This is a genomic window from Photobacterium sp. (assembly GCF_057456235.1).
The window spans coordinates 26,140-43,343 of record NZ_JBVCPH010000003.1; the positions used below are offsets into that span (position 1 = coordinate 26,140).

13 protein-coding genes and 1 riboswitch are annotated in these 17,204 nt (G+C 45.6%); of the genes, 7 read left to right on the plus strand and 6 right to left on the minus strand.

All coding sequences use genetic code 11. The annotated features are described in order from the left end of the window. Nucleotides 1-86: 86 nt before the first annotated feature. The 4 genes from AC2204_RS04610 to AC2204_RS04625 all read right to left on the minus strand — a co-directional run bounded on the left by AC2204_RS04610 (nt 87) and on the right by AC2204_RS04625 (nt 6,004). Nucleotides 87-1,295: a PLP-dependent decarboxylase gene (locus AC2204_RS04610; RefSeq protein ID WP_318924314.1), complete on the minus strand. Its 1,209-nt coding sequence runs from the start codon at nt 1,293-1,295 to the stop codon at nt 87-89. Next, the gene (locus AC2204_RS04615; RefSeq protein ID WP_318924315.1) at nt 1,295-2,065 is read right to left on the minus strand and encodes a 2,3,4,5-tetrahydropyridine-2,6-dicarboxylate N-succinyltransferase; all 771 of its coding nucleotides are present in this window, start codon (nt 2,063-2,065) and stop codon (nt 1,295-1,297) included. Before AC2204_RS04615 ends, AC2204_RS04610 begins: the two co-directional genes overlap by 1 nt. Then, nucleotides 2,050-2,976, minus strand: a complete 927-nt coding sequence (dapA, locus tag AC2204_RS04620) for a 4-hydroxy-tetrahydrodipicolinate synthase (protein ID WP_318924316.1) — start codon at nt 2,974-2,976, stop codon at nt 2,050-2,052. The genes AC2204_RS04615 and dapA overlap by 16 nt, the downstream gene beginning before the upstream one ends. Before the next feature lie 91 nt (nt 2,977-3,067). Then, nucleotides 3,068-3,238: riboswitch (Lysine riboswitch) on the minus strand. A gap of 504 nt (nt 3,239-3,742) precedes the next feature. After that, complete coding sequence (locus AC2204_RS04625) at nt 3,743-6,004, minus strand: acetyl-CoA hydrolase/transferase C-terminal domain-containing protein (protein ID WP_318924317.1); 2,262 nt, start codon at nt 6,002-6,004, stop codon at nt 3,743-3,745. A gap of 418 nt (nt 6,005-6,422) precedes the next feature. Here AC2204_RS04625 and AC2204_RS04630 point away from each other — a divergent pair, with 418 nt between their 5' ends. Both AC2204_RS04630 and AC2204_RS04635 read left to right on the plus strand, forming a co-directional pair. After that, entirely contained in the window at nt 6,423-6,782 is a 360-nt protein-coding gene (locus tag AC2204_RS04630) for a phasin-related domain-containing protein (protein WP_318924318.1), read from the plus strand. 116 nt (nt 6,783-6,898) lie between these two features. Continuing rightward, nucleotides 6,899-8,563, plus strand: a complete 1,665-nt coding sequence (locus AC2204_RS04635) for a wax ester/triacylglycerol synthase family O-acyltransferase (RefSeq protein WP_318924319.1) — start codon at nt 6,899-6,901, stop codon at nt 8,561-8,563. A 175-nt stretch (nt 8,564-8,738) separates the two neighbouring features. On the opposite strand, the gene AC2204_RS04640 is transcribed toward AC2204_RS04635, so the two are convergent. Both AC2204_RS04640 and AC2204_RS04645 read right to left on the minus strand, forming a co-directional pair. After that, nucleotides 8,739-9,005, minus strand: a complete 267-nt coding sequence (locus tag AC2204_RS04640) for an acyl-CoA-binding protein (RefSeq protein ID WP_318924320.1) — start codon at nt 9,003-9,005, stop codon at nt 8,739-8,741. Between the two features lie 64 nt (nt 9,006-9,069). Beyond that, nucleotides 9,070-11,061 carry an SDR family oxidoreductase gene (locus AC2204_RS04645; protein ID WP_318924321.1) on the minus strand — a complete coding sequence of 664 codons (1,992 nt, stop codon included), beginning with the start codon at nt 11,059-11,061 and terminating at the stop codon, nt 9,070-9,072. A 291-nt stretch (nt 11,062-11,352) separates the two neighbouring features. On the opposite strand from AC2204_RS04645, the gene AC2204_RS04650 reads away from it, so the two are divergent. The 5 genes from AC2204_RS04650 (at nt 11,353) to AC2204_RS04670 (ending at nt 17,195) form a co-directional block, all read left to right on the plus strand. Next, nucleotides 11,353-12,990 (plus strand): GMC family oxidoreductase, encoded by a 1,638-nt coding sequence (locus AC2204_RS04650; RefSeq protein WP_318924322.1) that lies wholly within the window; start codon nt 11,353-11,355, stop codon nt 12,988-12,990. 406 nt (nt 12,991-13,396) lie between these two features. Then, nucleotides 13,397-14,446 carry a PGAP1-like alpha/beta domain-containing protein gene (locus AC2204_RS04655; protein ID WP_318924323.1) on the plus strand — a complete coding sequence of 350 codons (1,050 nt, stop codon included), beginning with the start codon at nt 13,397-13,399 and terminating at the stop codon, nt 14,444-14,446. Between the two features lie 85 nt (nt 14,447-14,531). Continuing rightward, nucleotides 14,532-15,326 carry a metalloregulator ArsR/SmtB family transcription factor gene (locus AC2204_RS04660; protein ID WP_318924324.1) on the plus strand — a complete coding sequence of 265 codons (795 nt, stop codon included), beginning with the start codon at nt 14,532-14,534 and terminating at the stop codon, nt 15,324-15,326. Nucleotides 15,327-15,364: 38 nt separating this feature from the next. Further along, a complete protein-coding gene (locus AC2204_RS04665; protein ID WP_318924325.1) occupies nt 15,365-15,874 on the plus strand; it encodes a phosphatase domain-containing protein in 510 nt (169 codons plus the stop codon). A gap of 319 nt (nt 15,875-16,193) precedes the next feature. Continuing rightward, nucleotides 16,194-17,195 (plus strand): ArsJ-associated glyceraldehyde-3-phosphate dehydrogenase, encoded by a 1,002-nt coding sequence (locus tag AC2204_RS04670; protein WP_318924326.1) that lies wholly within the window; start codon nt 16,194-16,196, stop codon nt 17,193-17,195. The last annotated feature ends 9 nt before the right edge of the window (nt 17,196-17,204 follow it).

The following is a 17,204-nucleotide window of genomic DNA, read 5'->3' on the forward strand; positions in this document are numbered from 1 at the left end:
TAGAGGTGTATGCGGTTACCGGTGACATTTGATAAGTGAACTCGCCGTAGCTTGGCGGGCTGTATATTCTGTATTTCCGCCGTTATTTAAGCCAAATAATGACTGGCCGGAGCACTCGGTCGCAAAACGTTAATGCCCGACTGCGAAAAGGTTAGCTCTGCAGGAAGAGCGTGGCACAGGAAGTAGGGCATACTTTCGGTAAAACCATAAGCGCCCGCCTGAGAGAAAATCAGCCAATCGCCCCGCTGCAAGCTGTCTGGTAGCTGTAAGCTGCCAAGGCAATCCAGTCCGGTGCAGAGCGCACCATGGATCTGGTAAGACATCAGCGGAGAATCACAAGGTTGCAGAGATTCAACCGGGAAAGCTTGCTGTGTAAGCGCCGGGCGCAGCAGGTGCTGGCTTCCGCCTTCAATCACGGCAAAGCGGACACCCTGATTATCTTTGATATCGGCAACCTTACTGGCGTAATAACCATAAGGGCCAACGGCATAACGGCCTAATTCCATCCAGCATTGGCCAAGCTGAAACTCACTTTTCAGCTGTTCCAGCCCCTGGCAAACCCGCTGCCAATCTAGCTCTTGCTGTTGTCCGGCATAAGGGATACCCAGTCCGCCGCCTAAGTCGACGACAGGTTCTGATATCTGCCAGACATCAAGCAGGGCGGTAAGTCTAGGCATCGCGGCCTGCCAGGTTTGCACCAGAGTATCGGCACAAAGGATATTGCCCCATTGGAAGCAATGCACACCCAATAGCTCAAATTCATCTGGCAAAGTGAACGTATCAGGCATCCACTGCTCAGGTGTTAGCCCGAACGGAGTAGGGTTGCTGCCCCCCAGTACATTCATCTTTTCTTCTGGATCTCTAGCCCACGGCAACTGCACCCGTAGCAGCACCTGAATACGGATTCGTTGTGCACGGGCAATTTGGGCCAGATCATCAGCCTGCTGGTGGCTTTCCAGAACAAAAATACGTACGCCGTGCTTGATAAACTCGGCCAGGTGCTCCGGTGTTTTTACCGGGCCGGTATTTAAAATACGTGACGGGTCGACGCCTTGTGCCAATACCTGTTTCAATTCGCCCAGGCTCGCGACATCAAAGCCAAAGCCTCTGGCATCAAGAGCCTGAATGATGGCCGATAACGGATTCGCTTTAACGGCATACCATAACTTGGCCGGCGCACTTTCTAGCCCGGCCAAGTGCTGATCCAGTCCGTCAAGATCATAGGCATAAAAAGAATGTGGCTGTTGCTTGCTGGCGAGTTGTAGCGCCTTGCGAACCTGCTCAGTCAGTGTCATTAACGAAGCGCCTCTTCCAGAATCAGTGAAGCATCGCTGCTGTCATCGCGGTATTTGATGATCACCGGACACTGTATGCTCAGGCCCATTTTTTTGCCCCACTCGCTGCTGGCCGGGCGGCTGCCAGGAACAACAACCGCGCCTTCTGGGATCGGCGCGCCTTTTGGTAACAGACATTCATTAATCAGATCATAAACGGCAACAGCCGCAGACAGTGTCACTCCCGGTGCCAGTACCGCCCCATTTTTTACAACAATCCCTTCAACGATCACACAACCGGCACCGATAAATGCGTCATCTTCGATGATCACCGGAGTTTGACCGACAGGCTCAAGCACGCCGCCAATCTGTACCCCCGCAGAGAGGTGGACATTCTTGCCGATTTGGGCACACGAGCCGACAAGGGCATGGCTGTCGACCATGGTACCGCTGTCGACATAAGCGCCGATATTAATGTAGGCCGGTGGCATGATCACAACGCCCGGTGCCACATAAGCACCGCGGCGAACCGCTGATCCTCCCGGAACCAGACGAACCCGTTCTTCCGGCGAAAACTGTCGCGGACTCAGGTTATGTTTGTCAATTGTGCCTGGGTATGCCGGTCCGAAACTGATCAGTTCTCCGGCTGAGAATGCGGCTAGGATCCCCTGCTTCACCGCAGCATCGGCGTGCCAGTTTCCTTTCAAATCTTGGGTCGCAGTGCGTATTTCACCGCGCTCAAGTTGATCAAGTAAAAGTTTCCAGTCCGGGGTTACTACTGATTCAGACATGTTTTCATCCATTGGTGTATTGCCGCATCGGCATTTAAAACAGGGGTTAACTCTGGCATCTCTTCGATGTAAAGCGGGGGACGCAGTCCAGGATTATCAAGGCGGCCCTGACGCTGCATTAGTGCCTTTACCGGGATCGGGTTGGAGGCACAGAACAAGCTGTTGCTGGCTTGTTGCCATAAGGTCTTGAAGCTTGGAGTTGTTTGGCTAAGGCTCTGGCGAACATAGTGTGCAGTGGCTTCAGGCCAGGCGTTGGCGGCCACCGATACCAGGCCGCAGGCGCCGGCGGCAACAAAATCGACCAGCAGGCCATCATCGCCGCAGTAAAATTGTAGCGATGGAGCTGCCTCGCGGTAGCGGGTAAAAGCCTCAACGCTGCCACTGGCTTCTTTCACTGCCCATGCATTGGGATGACTTGCCAGTGAACCCAAGGTTTGCTCATCAAGGGCGACACCGGTGCGTGAAGGTACGTTATAGATCATGCATGGCCAGTTGCTCGCATAAAGCAGACTGTTAAACCACTTCAACTGGCTAGCGGCACCGGGCTTGGCGTAAAGCGGAACGGGTATCAGCAGGGCATCGACAGAAAAATCCCGCAAAAAATCCAGCCATTGCATTTGTTGCTGCAGTTGAAAACCGCCGACACCCACCATGAGTGGAACGGAAAGATCCAGCGCACAGACATGGCGGATCACATCCTGCTGTTCAGTCGGTGTTATTGCCAATGCTTCGCCGGTACTACCGAGGATCAGGATCCCATTCCCGGCTGCCTCTTGTTCTTTGGCAAGCTGGGTCAGGGTTGGATAATCAATAGATTCATCGGAGTGGAACGGGGTGATGAGGGCCGTCCATAGTGTAGTGTGTTGTAAGCGTTCATTCCCGATTACAGGAATAGAATTTTGATTAGACATCTCTCATCCGAACTTTTTGATATCAGTTCAGAGAGCTTGGTTTTGCGAAGGCGCCAGTGACAATTAGCCACTTGGGGGGCGATAAAACACAAACACCAGAAGCTCTCCACCATAGGTGACAGCCCTGAGGATTCAGCCCCAGCGACCGATAAGCCTTGCCTCCAAAAGCAAACTTATCTCGGCGTTAATCCCCCTTATCTGTGGTCACGGGTAGTTGGATACCTCGAACAGATTACCTGGTTAACGCACCTCTTCTGATCCCAAAAATCTGGGATGGCTTGATTCAAACATCAACGTGGTTATGTGTCAATAACAATGTGAATATTTATGCAGCATGGTTTCATCTTCCGTCATAGCTGATGCGGGCCATGTTCATTTAGCAAATAGCATTTTGCGCAAGTTATTTCTGTATTTACTCTCAATTGAGAAAAGAAAGAAAGCACAACTGCTTTCTTTCTTTATAGGAGGGTACTTTGTTTGGCGCGATGTGGAATGTCGTGCTATTTAGTTTTTCTCGCCTTAGGTTTTAAAGGCTGATCGCCAATCGTAGTTTTGCCCGGACAAATTCTCTTTACCGGACACTTTGGGCAGCCCCAGATTGCTGCATAGGGGCAAAGCGCCATTACTTTGTTCTTTTTTGTCATTGTTAATATACCTCGCACAACGTCAGTTGTTCATATTGGTAAGTTCATATTTACCGATTGACTCTTCAGTAAATCGATGAATAACGACCGGATTATTGCTTTTGTTTTACCGCTTAGGTTGATTATTTAGATAACTCAGCAGTCAGTAGTCGTTTCGTTATATGTTCTTGCAGATTTTTAGGGTTATCTAGCCCCATACGTTTTAGCAAAGGTATAACGGTCTGACTTGGCTTTGGTGCGGTAACTACCTGCCATAAGCATTGCATTTTCCCTTTGCGAGAGGCGGATTTACTCTTCAGTGATTTCAATGCTTTACCCAGTTTCAATTCTTGTTCAGTAAAGCTGCAGCCAAAGGGAAACGGGCCGAAGACCTCTTTTTGTGTATATGTTTGGTAGATCTTAGCAATGGCTTGCGGAGTGTTATTGCAGAACTCTGCAGGGATCTCATAATTTTTCGCGACTTTACCTGCAGCTTTGGCTTTGTTAAGTAGCTCTTGCTGGAAGCGAGAATCAGAAATTTTGATCAGTTCGGTATAAACGACATGATCCGGTTTGCTGCGCAGATCAGCAATACCATATTCAGTGATAACAATGTCACGCAGTTGGCGAGGAATGGTCGTATGGCCGTAGTTAAATAATATGTTGGATTTCAGTTTACCGTTTCGTACAGCGCAACTACGTAGTTTCATGATCGAGCGTGAATCTGGCATCTGATGCGACTGCGCGACAAAGTTGTACTGACCGCCAACACCACTCACCACCTGACCGTTTTCCAATGCATCTGAAATAGCAGAGCCATTCAGTGTGACCATCATTGCTGAGTTAATAAAACGGGCATGTTTACGCTGAGCTTGTTTGAGCTGTTGGTTTCCAATGAAGTGATCATAAAGATCATTGACGTAGTTAACACTGGTCATGCAGAATTTCTTATGGTCCGCGTCACTCATGTTATTAAGGGCATCATAGAAATCTTTCGGCCCGATGAAGAATGCACCATGCATGACGACACCACCAGTCAGTGCATCGCCTAAGCAATATTTAGTGATCCACTGTAATGCTTCAGCATTTTTCAGGTTGCCGGCAAAGCTCTGTTCGCCGATGTGCAGCAGGCCGTCAATGAGCTCTACAGACGGTTTGAAAACACCAATTCGTTTTAGATAAGTGACATCGTTATCAGTTAATACGGTTGAGATCGCATTATGATCCTGCAAAATTAGCAGGGTAGAAATAGTGACCTGAGTGGTAATTTTCTTTTTGTTGAGTAAGGTCTGGATCGTCAGATCTTCAAAGACTTCACGCTTTAACACCCCGGCATTATACAAATGCATAAAACCATCGACCATTAACTCGCTGCAACCATATAAGCCTTCCACAAAAGTCCCAGTGTCACCGACAGTTTTACAGATAGGGAACTTCTGCTCTACCTGCAGATCTTTCATGAGTTGCGTATACAGTGAATTTTGTTTGTGGCGTAGCAATGTACTGTAAGTCAGTGCGCTGCTTAAAGAGCCAATCCCCACTTGGAGGGTGCCGCCGTCTTTAACCAGTGTGCTGGCATAAAAGCCTATCATATGATCTTCTGGTGAAATACTGGCGTGAGGCGCGGCGAACAAAGCGTAATCTTTATGATCTTGCTGTAAATTTTGGTCTAAAACCAAATCAAAGACATTATCAGCGACTTCGGCATGGTTTTGCATGAAAGGCATATTGGAGTTGACTTCAGCGACCATCGCCACATTTGTCCCGTTTTTTTGCAGTTCGTCCATTACCGGTGCAAAATCGAGAGCCAGATCAGAATTACTGCATAAGCTGTAGGTCGTTACGCCGTTAATGGTGCGCTTGGCTACAAGCTGGGCAACGACATTGACGCCTTTGTCTAACAGATCACGAACGGCATGAGTATAGTTTGTACTGGTGTAATTTTGTTGTTGAGGACTGTTTAAGAAGCTTCCTGCTTTAAAGAAAAATTCGTTGATGGCTATGTTGTCTGGTACTGCTCCTTTTCTTAAATCAAGTATGTAGTCAAGATCAGGTACATTAGCAAATTCACGATCGACAAAAGGTTTCAGAAATTGCTTTTCTAGTGAATTTTTTCCGACAGGCTTTTCAAGAGAAATACCCGTTTCTATATTCAGTGAAATAGAAGGATCGGATTTAGCTCTTTGGTAGAGTGCATTGACAAAAGCGATCGGTTTACCAATGGCAAGCGGTAGACCGAGGACAATGTTTTTTCCCACGTGTGCAATAATACTGTCTACAAGTTCGTCTGGATGAGCAAGTAGCTCAGCAGGTGGCTTGACGTCACCGATTGCTTCATCCGTAGGAATTGTGGATTGCATAGAAAGGGATTGAGTACTTGTTCCAACCAGCTCCAGTACTGACATAGCGAAGTCCTTTTGTGATGTATTAGTATTGGCCATGAAATATTGTGATTATTTTTTATTTTATTTTTATTATTTGTCTACTATTAAGAATAGAGCCATAACTCTAGTTGTCTAACAACTAATCACTTCTTATTTCATTTAATTGATACCAATCACAAATATCACTCTGTTGCATAGGAATAACTGATTATATTGTTAAGTCTATAAATAATGCCAGTCAAAGAATTAATCAGTTAAGGTATTGAAGTTAATGTTTTTATTTGTTTCTTTCTGGAACTCAGTTTTTTGTGATCTGGATGCTTTAAAAGAATTAAAATTAGAAAGAATGATCTAATTTTAATTGTTACCCTCGTTGATTGGTAATAGACGTCTTCTTTATTATGTAAGTCTAAGAAGATAATAAATAAGGTGAAAATTCATGATGTTTGGAACAATAATTAAGAGTGTAAATCCAATGACTGCTTTCGGTGAAGGCATCGTCCGTAATGTTTTCCTTGCTGGTTTAGGCGTTTACAGCAAAGGCAAGGAGCAGAGTGAACAAACTCAGCGTTTACTTGCCACTCAATTTAACGGTTTTGTTGAAAAGGGTACTGACGTCGAAGCTGAAACATTGCAGCGTGTTGAAACAACGAAATCGGCCGTCTTCAATAAAGTCGAAACTCAGGTTAATCAGGTTATCCGTTGTACTAGTGGGATTGATCGTACTAGGCTATTAGAATTGGAAAACAGCGTTGATGAACTGACTACAGCTGTCGATAAGTTAATGCAAAAGAAATAACTGTTCCACTTAATTGCATTCTCTCTGATACGAACAAGTACTTTTTCTCAACGCGGATCTAGTGCTTATTGTTTGGGGTAGATTAGTAGACATACAGGATTGATAAAGGAACATCTATGCCAAATTTGTCTCTTCTTGACTTAAGTTTTATTATTTTTGAGTCGGCGAAAACACCGATGCATGTGACAGGGCTGGTTGTTTTGGATCCGCCTAAAGAGCAAGCTGCCACGTTTGCTCAGGATCTTTACGCGCACTTTTTGCAACAAACAGATGTGACAGCCCCGTTTAACTGGAAATTGGATTGGTCATTTACCGGCAAGCCGAGCTGGAAAACCGTGCGTACTGTAAATTTAGAAGACCATTTACGCATTACCATGCTGCCATCACCGGGTACTGAGCAGCAGTTACAACAAGTCGTTGGCCGTTTGCATAGCCAGGTATTGGATCGCAATAAACCTTTGTGGGAAGTCTGGCTGATTGGTGGGCTTGAAAATAACCGCGTGGCACTGGTTCTGAAGGTACATCACTCAATGGTTGATGGTGTGCGTGCCAGCAGAATATTTACTCATAGCTGTGCAACGACGGTTGAAGAGTCTTTCACGAAACCGCTCTGGCAACGTGATTTACGGAAAACAGCCTCTGAGCGAACAGCAGAAACGCATTTGACCGACATGGTGATGAAGACGGCAAAGCAGGCTTCTAAACAGGTTTCGCTTATTCCTTCGATGCTCCGTCTTGGCAGTAAGTTGGCTTTAAAAGCGGTAAACCTGGCTGACAGCGATCTTAAAATCCCGTTTACTGCACCGAAAACGCCGTTTAACCTCAGTCCCAAACGCAGCCGGGCGGTAAGTCTGGGGCAATTTCCGATTGCCAAATTAAAGCAGCTGAGTCGTATTACTGGAGCGTCGATGAACGATGTGCTTTTCACTGTCAGTGATATAGCCTTGAATCAATATTTAAATGATCGCTCATTGCCGCTAAGAAAGCCCCTGGTTGCTATGATGCCGATGAATTTACGTGGTAAAGGTGAATTAGAAGCTAAGGGCAATAAAATGTCGATTGGCCATGTTGAACTTGGCCGGCCAGGTTTATCACCGCTTGAGCGTTTAGAAGCTATTCAGCAGGCTACGTCCGATCTGAAAAATGAAGCGTTGAATATCTCTCCTGACGCCTACATTAATTACTCCCAGTTAGTCAATGGCGTTTCATTAATCAGTGGCAAGCTTGGTCTCAATAGCTTTATTCCGCCAGCAAGCAATCTGTTGATTTCTAATGTTCCAGGTACCGACGATCGCCTTTATTTTATGGGTGCAGAAGTAAAAGAACAGTACCCGGTATCACTGTTAATGCCTGGCCAGACACTTAATATTACTTTCTATAGCAATGCGGGTACGATGTATTACTCACTGGTTGCATGTAATCAATCGTTGCCTGGCTTCGAAGTGATTGCCGGCTATATGGAAGATGCGCTGCGTGAGCTTGAACAAGAAGTGATGGATGCGGCTATTTCAACAGTCGCTGAACAGATTGAGCATAATGACGATGAAACGCTGGCAGTGGAAATGGCTGTAACTGCAGCGCGTAATTCGTTAAGGCCTGAGGATGATGAATTTGAACGTTTATATTTAGAGAAGCAGAAACGAGTAGAAGAATTAGAAAAACAATTAGAAAAATTAACTGAGATGCTTTCTGTGACAGTAGAGGTAGATCCCCAGGCTGAAGCAATAAACCAAGATAACATTGGAAATGATAGCGATACAAAAGTCGTTAATCTTTTATAAATACATTATAAAAATCGGGATAATTGTCCCGATTTTTATTAATAGTAAACGACCGAGTTGATTTTATTTTTTATAGCTTTGATGCCGCGATAGATATTGCGGTATTTTTTTGCGCGAGAATAAGGCCGCATTTGCGGCCTTGGTTATTTATGTTGCTGTCTTGATGAATCAGCGTTTATGCGTAAGCCTCTATTATTTTAGATACTTTATCAATGTACTTCTGCATTGCAGTATCTGCATCCATGCCTTTGCGCTTTTCCCACGCTTCATATTTTGCCGCGCCTTTGAAATCAAACATACCTGGGCGCTTGCCGTGTACATCGCCGTCAGTTGCTTGCTTGAAAAATGAATACAAAGCCAGCAACTCATCGTTGGATGGGCGTTGAGTAAGTGCTTTCACCTCTCGCTGGGCTTGTTCAAAACTTGCTTGTAAATCTGCCATGATTATATTCCTTTAATTAAACTTTTATTATCTAGCCAGCTAAAAGACTGGCAACTAGAACCGGTTATAAATGGATGCCACGGAGTAATGCCGAGAAGGCGATTAGCTCTGCCGAAGAGGCTCTTTCTGTTTTCTGTTCTTCATCTTGCTCGTTCTTTTTTGAATCAGGGAACATGCGGAAGCTGCTGTTCATGATAATCTCGGCGAGTTTCGGGAATAGCGCATGTACGATAGCACCAAAAATACCGAGTTTCGTCGCAATGCGCTTGGGCTTATCAATGATTGCGGTTGCTAACAGATCGGCAGCCTCGTCGGGTGATAACGTTGGGACCGATTCGTAGATTTTGGTTGGTGCAATCATCGGTGTTGCTACCAATGGCATGTTAATGGTGGTGAAATTAACATTCACATCGGAGTACTCTGATGCGGCACAGCGAGAGAAAGCATCCATTGCCGCTTTCGAGGAAACGTACGCAGAGAATCGCGGCGCATTCGTTAGCACGCCAATTGAAGAGACGTTGATAACGTGACCACCTCCTTGTGCTTCCATGCTTGGCAGTAAACCGAGAGTCAGCTTCAATGCTCCAAAGTAATTCAGCTGCATGGTGCGCTCAAAGTCGTGGAAACGATCGACGGAATCGGCGACGGAGCGGCGGATTGAGCGACCGGCATTGTTAACGAGAATATCGACGCGGCCATGTTCCGCGAGCACATCTGCAACCAGGGTATCGACTTGTTCGATACTTGATAAATCGCACTTGTATGTGTGAGCGATGCCGCCGCGTTTTTCAACTTCTTCTCTGGTGAGGGCCAGTTTCTCTTCGTCACGAGCAACTAACACCATTTCGGCACCATTTTCAGCCAGTTTATAGGCCGTTGCCTGACCAATACCGGAGCTTGCACCAGTGATTAGGATGATTTTGTTGGCAACGCGACCTTTCAAGCTGTGATCACCAGAGATCTCCGGATCCAGGTGACGCTCCCAGTAGTCCCAAATGACAGGCGCATAAGTTGGAAGGCGAGGGCACTCAATGCCTGAACCTTTCAATGCCATTTGGGTTTCACGGCAATCAAAATCGGTCGGGTATGTGAAAAACTGCAGAGCAGAAGCTGGAATACCTAAGTCTTTCATGGTGACGTCAGCAATTTGCTTAATCGTCGGCAATGAAAGAATGGCGTTCTTAACCTGGTTCGGGATAAAACCAAACAGTCTTGCATCAAAGCGTAGTGCCATGCGAGGAGCATGACCGGCTTCAGCAAAAATGTTGAGTACTTCGCCAGAACGATAGGGTTTTGGATCCGTCAGGTGGAAGCAGCGCCCATCAAGATCTTCCTTATGAGCAATATGATCTAAAGCATCAATAACGTAATCGACAGGTACAATATTCAGACGTCCGCCTTCGAGACCAATGGTCGGCACCCAGGCAGGCAGCACATTACGAATGCGCTGTAGCATCTTAAAGAAGTAATAGGGCCCGTCGGCACGCTCCGCAATCCCAGTTTTAGAATCACCCACAACCATTCCGGGGCGATAGACGCGAAACGGTATTGAGCACTTATCACGTACGACCTTCTCTGACAGATGCTTGGTCGAGAAGTAAGGGTGGTCAAGGTTTTCGGCTTCATCAAACATGTCTTCGCGGAAGTGGCCTTCATACAAACCGGCCGCAGCGATAGAGCTGATATGATGAAAACAGCCTGCATTCAGTGCGATGGCAGCATCAACCGCATTTTGAGTGCCGGCAATATTAACCGCTTCCTGAATTTCAGCTGTGGCTTTAAGATCGTAGATCGCTGCAAGGTGAAAGAAATGAGAAATATTGCCCTTAAGCGCGGCGATATCAGCTTCTGATAAACCTAAACCTTGCTTAGTCAGGTCTCCCTGAACCGGCATGACACGACCAGCGGGTATATCCCACTGTTGTATGCTGGATGCTAAACGATCTCGTGCCAGCTGATCGTGACAGAGTACATAAATGTCACCCTCGCGTTTTAATAATCGGGTGATCAGGTTACGGCCTAAAAAGCCCGTACCACCAGTCAGAAAATATGCCATGGGTTCTCCTTAAATGTGCCAACTGAGGCAAAAAATATTCCTTTTCGTAATATAACTTACACTGGTCTGAGTTGTTGTCTTTAGGCAATATTGAAATTCATTAAATAGATCACCTTTTTATTTGTTATCACTGAATCATTTACATCTTTTTAAGAAATGAATAAGTTTTTCCATAGTTTAATCTATGATTGATTAGAGAGAAAAAAATAAAGTACAAGGTTACTGTCTTTGTAAACTATTGGATTTCGAAAATGGCTGGCATAATTATTACGAGAAAATTGAGAGGATGTTATGTATGACTTCGTAATTGTAGGAGGAGGCTCTGCTGGGTGTGTGCTTGCCAATAGATTGTCTTCCAATCCAAAAATCAAAGTATGCTTAGTCGAAGCCGGGCCAAAAGATTCCAGTTTGATGGTTCATGTGCCATTAGGGTTAATTGGAATGATGCATTCAAAGAAGATGAATTGGCGTTATTACACTGAGCAGGAACCGAACTTACAGGGGCGAAAACTGTTTTGGCCACGTGGTAAAACATTGGGAGGCAGTAGCGCTTCCAATGCCATGTGTTATGTCCGGGGACATGCGCAGGACTACGATGAGTGGGAAGCGTTGGGAAATCATGGCTGGAGCTATGATGACGTGTTGCCATACTTCAAAAAATCCCAACATCAGGAACGTGGCGCAGATGCTTACCATGGTGTCGGGGGGCCATTAAATGTTGCTGATCTACGGAGTAAAAACCCGTTGTCAGAGGCCTTTATCGAAGCGGCAAAACAAGCCGGACATACTATAAATCAAGACTTTAATGGCAAAGAGCAGAACGGTATCGGCTACTATCAGGTGACGCAAATAAATGGCCAGCGCTGCAGTGCAGCGGTGGGCTATTTACGTCCGGTTGAAAAGCGAAAAAATCTCACTATTATTACCGACGCCCTTACTACCAAGGTGGTGTTTGACGGAAAGACGGCGATTGGTATTGAGTACCTTAAAGGTGGTGAAAAGCTGACGGTTCGTGCAGCCTGTGAGGTGATTTTAAGTGGTGGAGCTATTAACAGCCCACAGTTACTGATGCTGTCAGGTATTGGTGATAAAACTGAATTAAATCAACACAAAATCAATGTGGTTCACCATCTGCCCGGGGTCGGGAAAAACCTGCAGGATCACCTTGATGTGCTTGCTGTGACCCGAGAGCGGACCTTCCACTCTGTGGGTTTTTCTCCGGTTGCTTTACTGCGTTCGGTAAAAGGACTTTTTGATTACTTCCTGTTTAAGAAAGGCAATTTCACCTCCAATATTGCCGAGGCAGGAGGGTTCGCGAAAAGCGATCCAGAGCTATCGGTACCGGATGTTCAGTTCCATTTTTCACCTTGTTTTTTGGATAATCACGGTTTGGATCTGTGGACAACCACTCGGCATGGTTACTCGCTACATGCTTGTAATTTAAGGCCAAAAAGTCGAGGAGTGTTAAAGCTTCGTAACTCCGATCCAACGGTGCCCCCCGTGATTGAGGCCAATTACCTTGAGAATGCTGATGATGTAAAAGCATTGGTGAAGGCGGTAAAAATGTCTCGTGAAATTCTAAAACAACCGGCTTTTGACCATTACCGTGGCAAGGAAGTTTTTCCAGGAAAAGAGGTGCAGACAGACGAGCAGCTAGAAGCGTTTATACGTCGAAAAGCAGAATCGATTTATCATCCTGTTGGTACATGCAAGATGGGCAGCGATGAGATGGCAGTGGTTAATTCGCGGTTGAATGTTATTGGTATTGCAGGGCTTCGTGTCGTTGACGCATCAATTATGCCGACACTCATTGGCGGAAATACGAATGCTCCCACAATAATGATCGCTGAAAAAGCCGCTGATATGATTCTGACTGATTTAACTTCGCAGCTGACACACTCCAATACGATAGAAAGAGATTACGCATAATATTTTATAAAGTTCTAATTTCAGATCAGATTTTGCTGGTCTGAAATTATTTCAAATAATAATATAAATTAGAGTGCATATTCTAATTTTTATATCTATAGTTACCGGTTAATTCTTTTATTCTATCCGTATTCTAAATATTAATTGTTTAATATTCATTTTGATATAATTGTCATTATTTAACACGATTCCGATGTTTAATCGAAAACATATATCTACAGTACTACGGGTTTTAATTACTCGAAAAACAATGGATATTTCTTGCATTAAAACACCTTAAATTGAAAATTTTAGACAGCCTGAATGAAGGGTATATAATATGACTTACCTGAAACAGGTGATCACGGCAATACTGAGGTGAAGTATGATTTCTAGGAATAATCTGAGTAGGAAATTTCAGACTTTGATGGATGAAGTATCCACCAAGATTGCGGAAAATAGGGTAACAGCGAAAGGTAAAGTCAGTGAATTTATCGAACACAGCTTACCGTATAATCATAGCGATGCAATGATCTCGATACTGAATGGCATGGTTGGTGACTACCTCGTACAGCGTAGTAGTCGGCTAATGCAGGAGATGGTCTTTCGAGATCAGCACCAGACTTTGCGTATAGAGCCTGAACGGCTGAACCAGTTGTTGCCCCAAGCCAGTGACAGGATTGTATTATGCGTGCACGGCTGGTGCATGAATGATGTTCAATGGCTGCGTAAAGAGCATGATCATGGCCGTTTTTTAGCTAAATTTGGCTATACACCGTTGTATCTGCGCTATAACACAGGACAGCATATCTCTCTTAATGGTGAAGAGTTTGCATTCAAACTCGAAAAACTCATTTCAGCTTGGCCCTGTGATGTCAAGGAAATCGTGATTGTTGGTCATAGCATGGGGGGGCTGGTAACAAGAAGCGCCTGTTATTATGCTGAGCACCACCAGCTGAGTTGGTTAGCTAAGCTTCGTACCTTCATTACCCTTGGCACTCCTCATAACGGCGCGCCACTGGCCCAGCTGGCCTGCTGGGTTGATGAAAGGGTCGCTGAAGCCCCGTATTTGTCTGCATTATCAAAGATAGCTGATGTTCGCAGCAGTGGCAGCCGGGATCTCAGTCAAGGCTACATTTGTCATGCTGACTGGCAGGATGAAGACAATGAGAGGGCGCTTCATCGAGTACGTCCCGCATTGCCTGAGAAAGTAGCATGCTATGCAATTGCCACGTGTTTGGGGCAGAATCTTAATGATGAGTCGAATCGAGCTCTTGGTGATGGCTTAGTTCCCGTATCGAGCGCTTTGGGAGAGAGCGACGCTGGGCATACGAACGTCTTGTATTCCGCAGATAATCAATGGGTAGGTTACGGTATTAACCATTTAGATTTATTGAGTCACCCTTTAGTGGCATCGAAGCTAAAAGAGTGGGTGTTAAGCCATACCGTGCAACCCTTTGAGCCGCTTGAGCCGTGATTTTTGTTCGTGGCTGATAATTCCGATTGGTATTATATGTGGAAAATCATATATACTGCTGAAAATGCCGTAAATCGAGACTCATATGAAGCGAATACTCTTTCTCTGTACTGGAAACTCTGCCCGCTCCCAACTGGCTGAAGCATTGATGCGCCATATGGCAGGAGATAATTACGAGATAATGAGTGCTGGCATGAGCCCTGAAACGGTTGATGATCGGGTGTACCAGGTGCTGGCGGATCAGAATGTCAATACCGACAATCTCCGGAGTGTCTCTGTAACATCTTTGAATGATCAGCATTTTGATGTCGTGATTACATTATGTGACAAGGCCAGTAATGAGTGCGCGCTTTTTCCTGACTCGGATGCTCTGATCCATTGGGATTTTGCAGATCCTAAGCCGACAGAAGGGTTACAGGCATTTTATGAGACCGTTGAGGGGCTCAAAGCAAGAATTTCGCTTTTCCTGATGTTAAATGGTGAGCAGCAAAACGATACAATTGGTCCTGTTGAGCTGTTTAAGATCATGAGTGATCCGCTAAGATTGCGGATTTTAATGCTGATTGAAGATGAACTGGCATTAACCGTTGGCGATTTAACCAAAGCACTGGAAGTAAGCCAGCCGAAGGCCTCACGGCACCTGGCTTTATTACGTGATGCCGGGATATTACAAGATCAGCGAGAAGGGCTGTGGATATTTTATCACTTCCCTGAACACCTGCCGGCTTGGGTACGTCATACCCTGGCAACGGTGAGAAACGGTAATCCCGGATTAATCAATCAGGAAAAGCTTAGACTCAGTCAGATCACCGATCGTAAAAAGCCCGGTTTCAGCAATAAGCCAAAGATCAATAAGAAGCAAACGGCCTCAGCGGTTTGAGTTATACCCACAGAATTTTATTAAAACGGGAAAGAAAAATGTCAAATACACATCCATTCTGGCCGCTACCGCTAAACAATGGTGCACAGTTGCTGCTGACGCCTTGTCCGGGAACCAAAGCCGTTAATCTGCATGACTCCTTAGTGCAATTAAAAGCCGCTGGTGCAACCGCTGTATTGACCGCATTGCAATCAAGTGATCTGCCGGATGATGGTTTCCAGAAACTTATTCAGGAGTGTGAGGCCCTGGGGCTTCAATGGTACCACCTGCCAATTGAAGATGATTGTGCTCCGGGGGAAGAGTTTAACGCAAACTGGCCGGCAGTCAGCCAGGCAGCCCAGAAAATGCTTGATAACGGAGATTCACTGGCCATCCATTGTATGGGGGGATCAGGCAGAACGGGTTTAATTGCAGCTCATCTGATGCTGGCACGGGGGATGGATCTGAAAGCAACCATCAGTCAAATTCAGGCGCTACGCCCGGGGGCTTTTACTCGACAGGCCCATACTGACTATATTCAGGCTTTCGAATTTCAGTCAAAGTCTTAACCCTTTATAAATGAAGTCGCTTATACCCAAAAACTCCGCTATTAGGCGGAGTTTTTTAATGCAATTTCAGGGTGCTGATTAAGTCACCATCGCAATCCAATAGTGGCTATTTCCTTTGCTGACGACCACTTTGGTGATGGGCACACAGATGCCGTGCCCGTAGAAGCGGATGAATTTAAGAATGACAAAATCTAAGCCTGATGGAAAAAGATCTGGTTAATTTGTATTGTTCCGCATACTATATGCGTATATTCATATATATGTTTGTTCGTATGTTGTTAGTGGCATCAATAATGAAACGAGTTAAAGGATAGAGATCATGGCAATTAAAGTAGGTATCAACGGTTTTGGTCGGATTGGTCGATTAGCACTTCGTGCGGCTTTTGATTGGGAAGAACTAGAGTTCGTCCAAATTAATGATGTGGCTGGTGATGCAAAAACACTGGCACACTTGCTGGAGTTTGACTCTATTCAGGGTCGTTGGCACCATGAAGTAAAGGTTGACGGCGATCAGATCTTCATTGGCGATAAGACTATTATCTGTTCTCAGGAGCGTGACATTGACGCTGTCGATTGGTCTGGCTGTGATGTGGTACTGGAATCGACCGGTGTGCACCGTAAAAAAGAGCTGTTGCAGAAATACCTGGCTCAAGGTGTGAAGCGTGTCGTGGTATCAGCACCGGTTAAAGAAGAAGGTGTCTTGAACGTTGTCGTGGGTGTGAACGACAATTTGTTTGATGCAGAAAAACACAGCATTGTGACTGCGGCATCTTGTACCACAAATTGCATCGCACCTATTGTCAAAGTGATCCATGAAAAGCTGGGCATTGAACAATCTTCATTTACTACCATTCATAATTTAACCAATACCCAAACCATTTTGGATGCCCCGCATCAAGATCTGCGTCGTGCGCGTGCCTGCGGTATGAGCTTAATTCCAACCACCACGGGCTCTGCTACGGCTATTGTTGAAATCTTCCCTGAGCTTAAAGGCAAGATCAACGGTCATGCGGTGCGTGTTCCGCTCGCGAATGCATCACTGACCGATATTATTTTTGACGTGAGCCGTGATACGACAGCTGATGAAGTGAATGCACTGCTGAAAGAAGCGGCAGAAGGTGAGTTAGCAGGGGTGCTGGGCTTTGAAGATCGCCCATTGGTCTCGATTGATTATAAAGGTGATCGGCGTTCGACCATTGTTGATGCCTTATCTACCATGGTTGTCAACGATCGCATGGTGAAGATTTACGCCTGGTACGACAACGAGATGGGTTACGCAACCCGGACGTCTGAGCTTATCCGTAAAGTCGGTCTGGCATAATAAGACTGC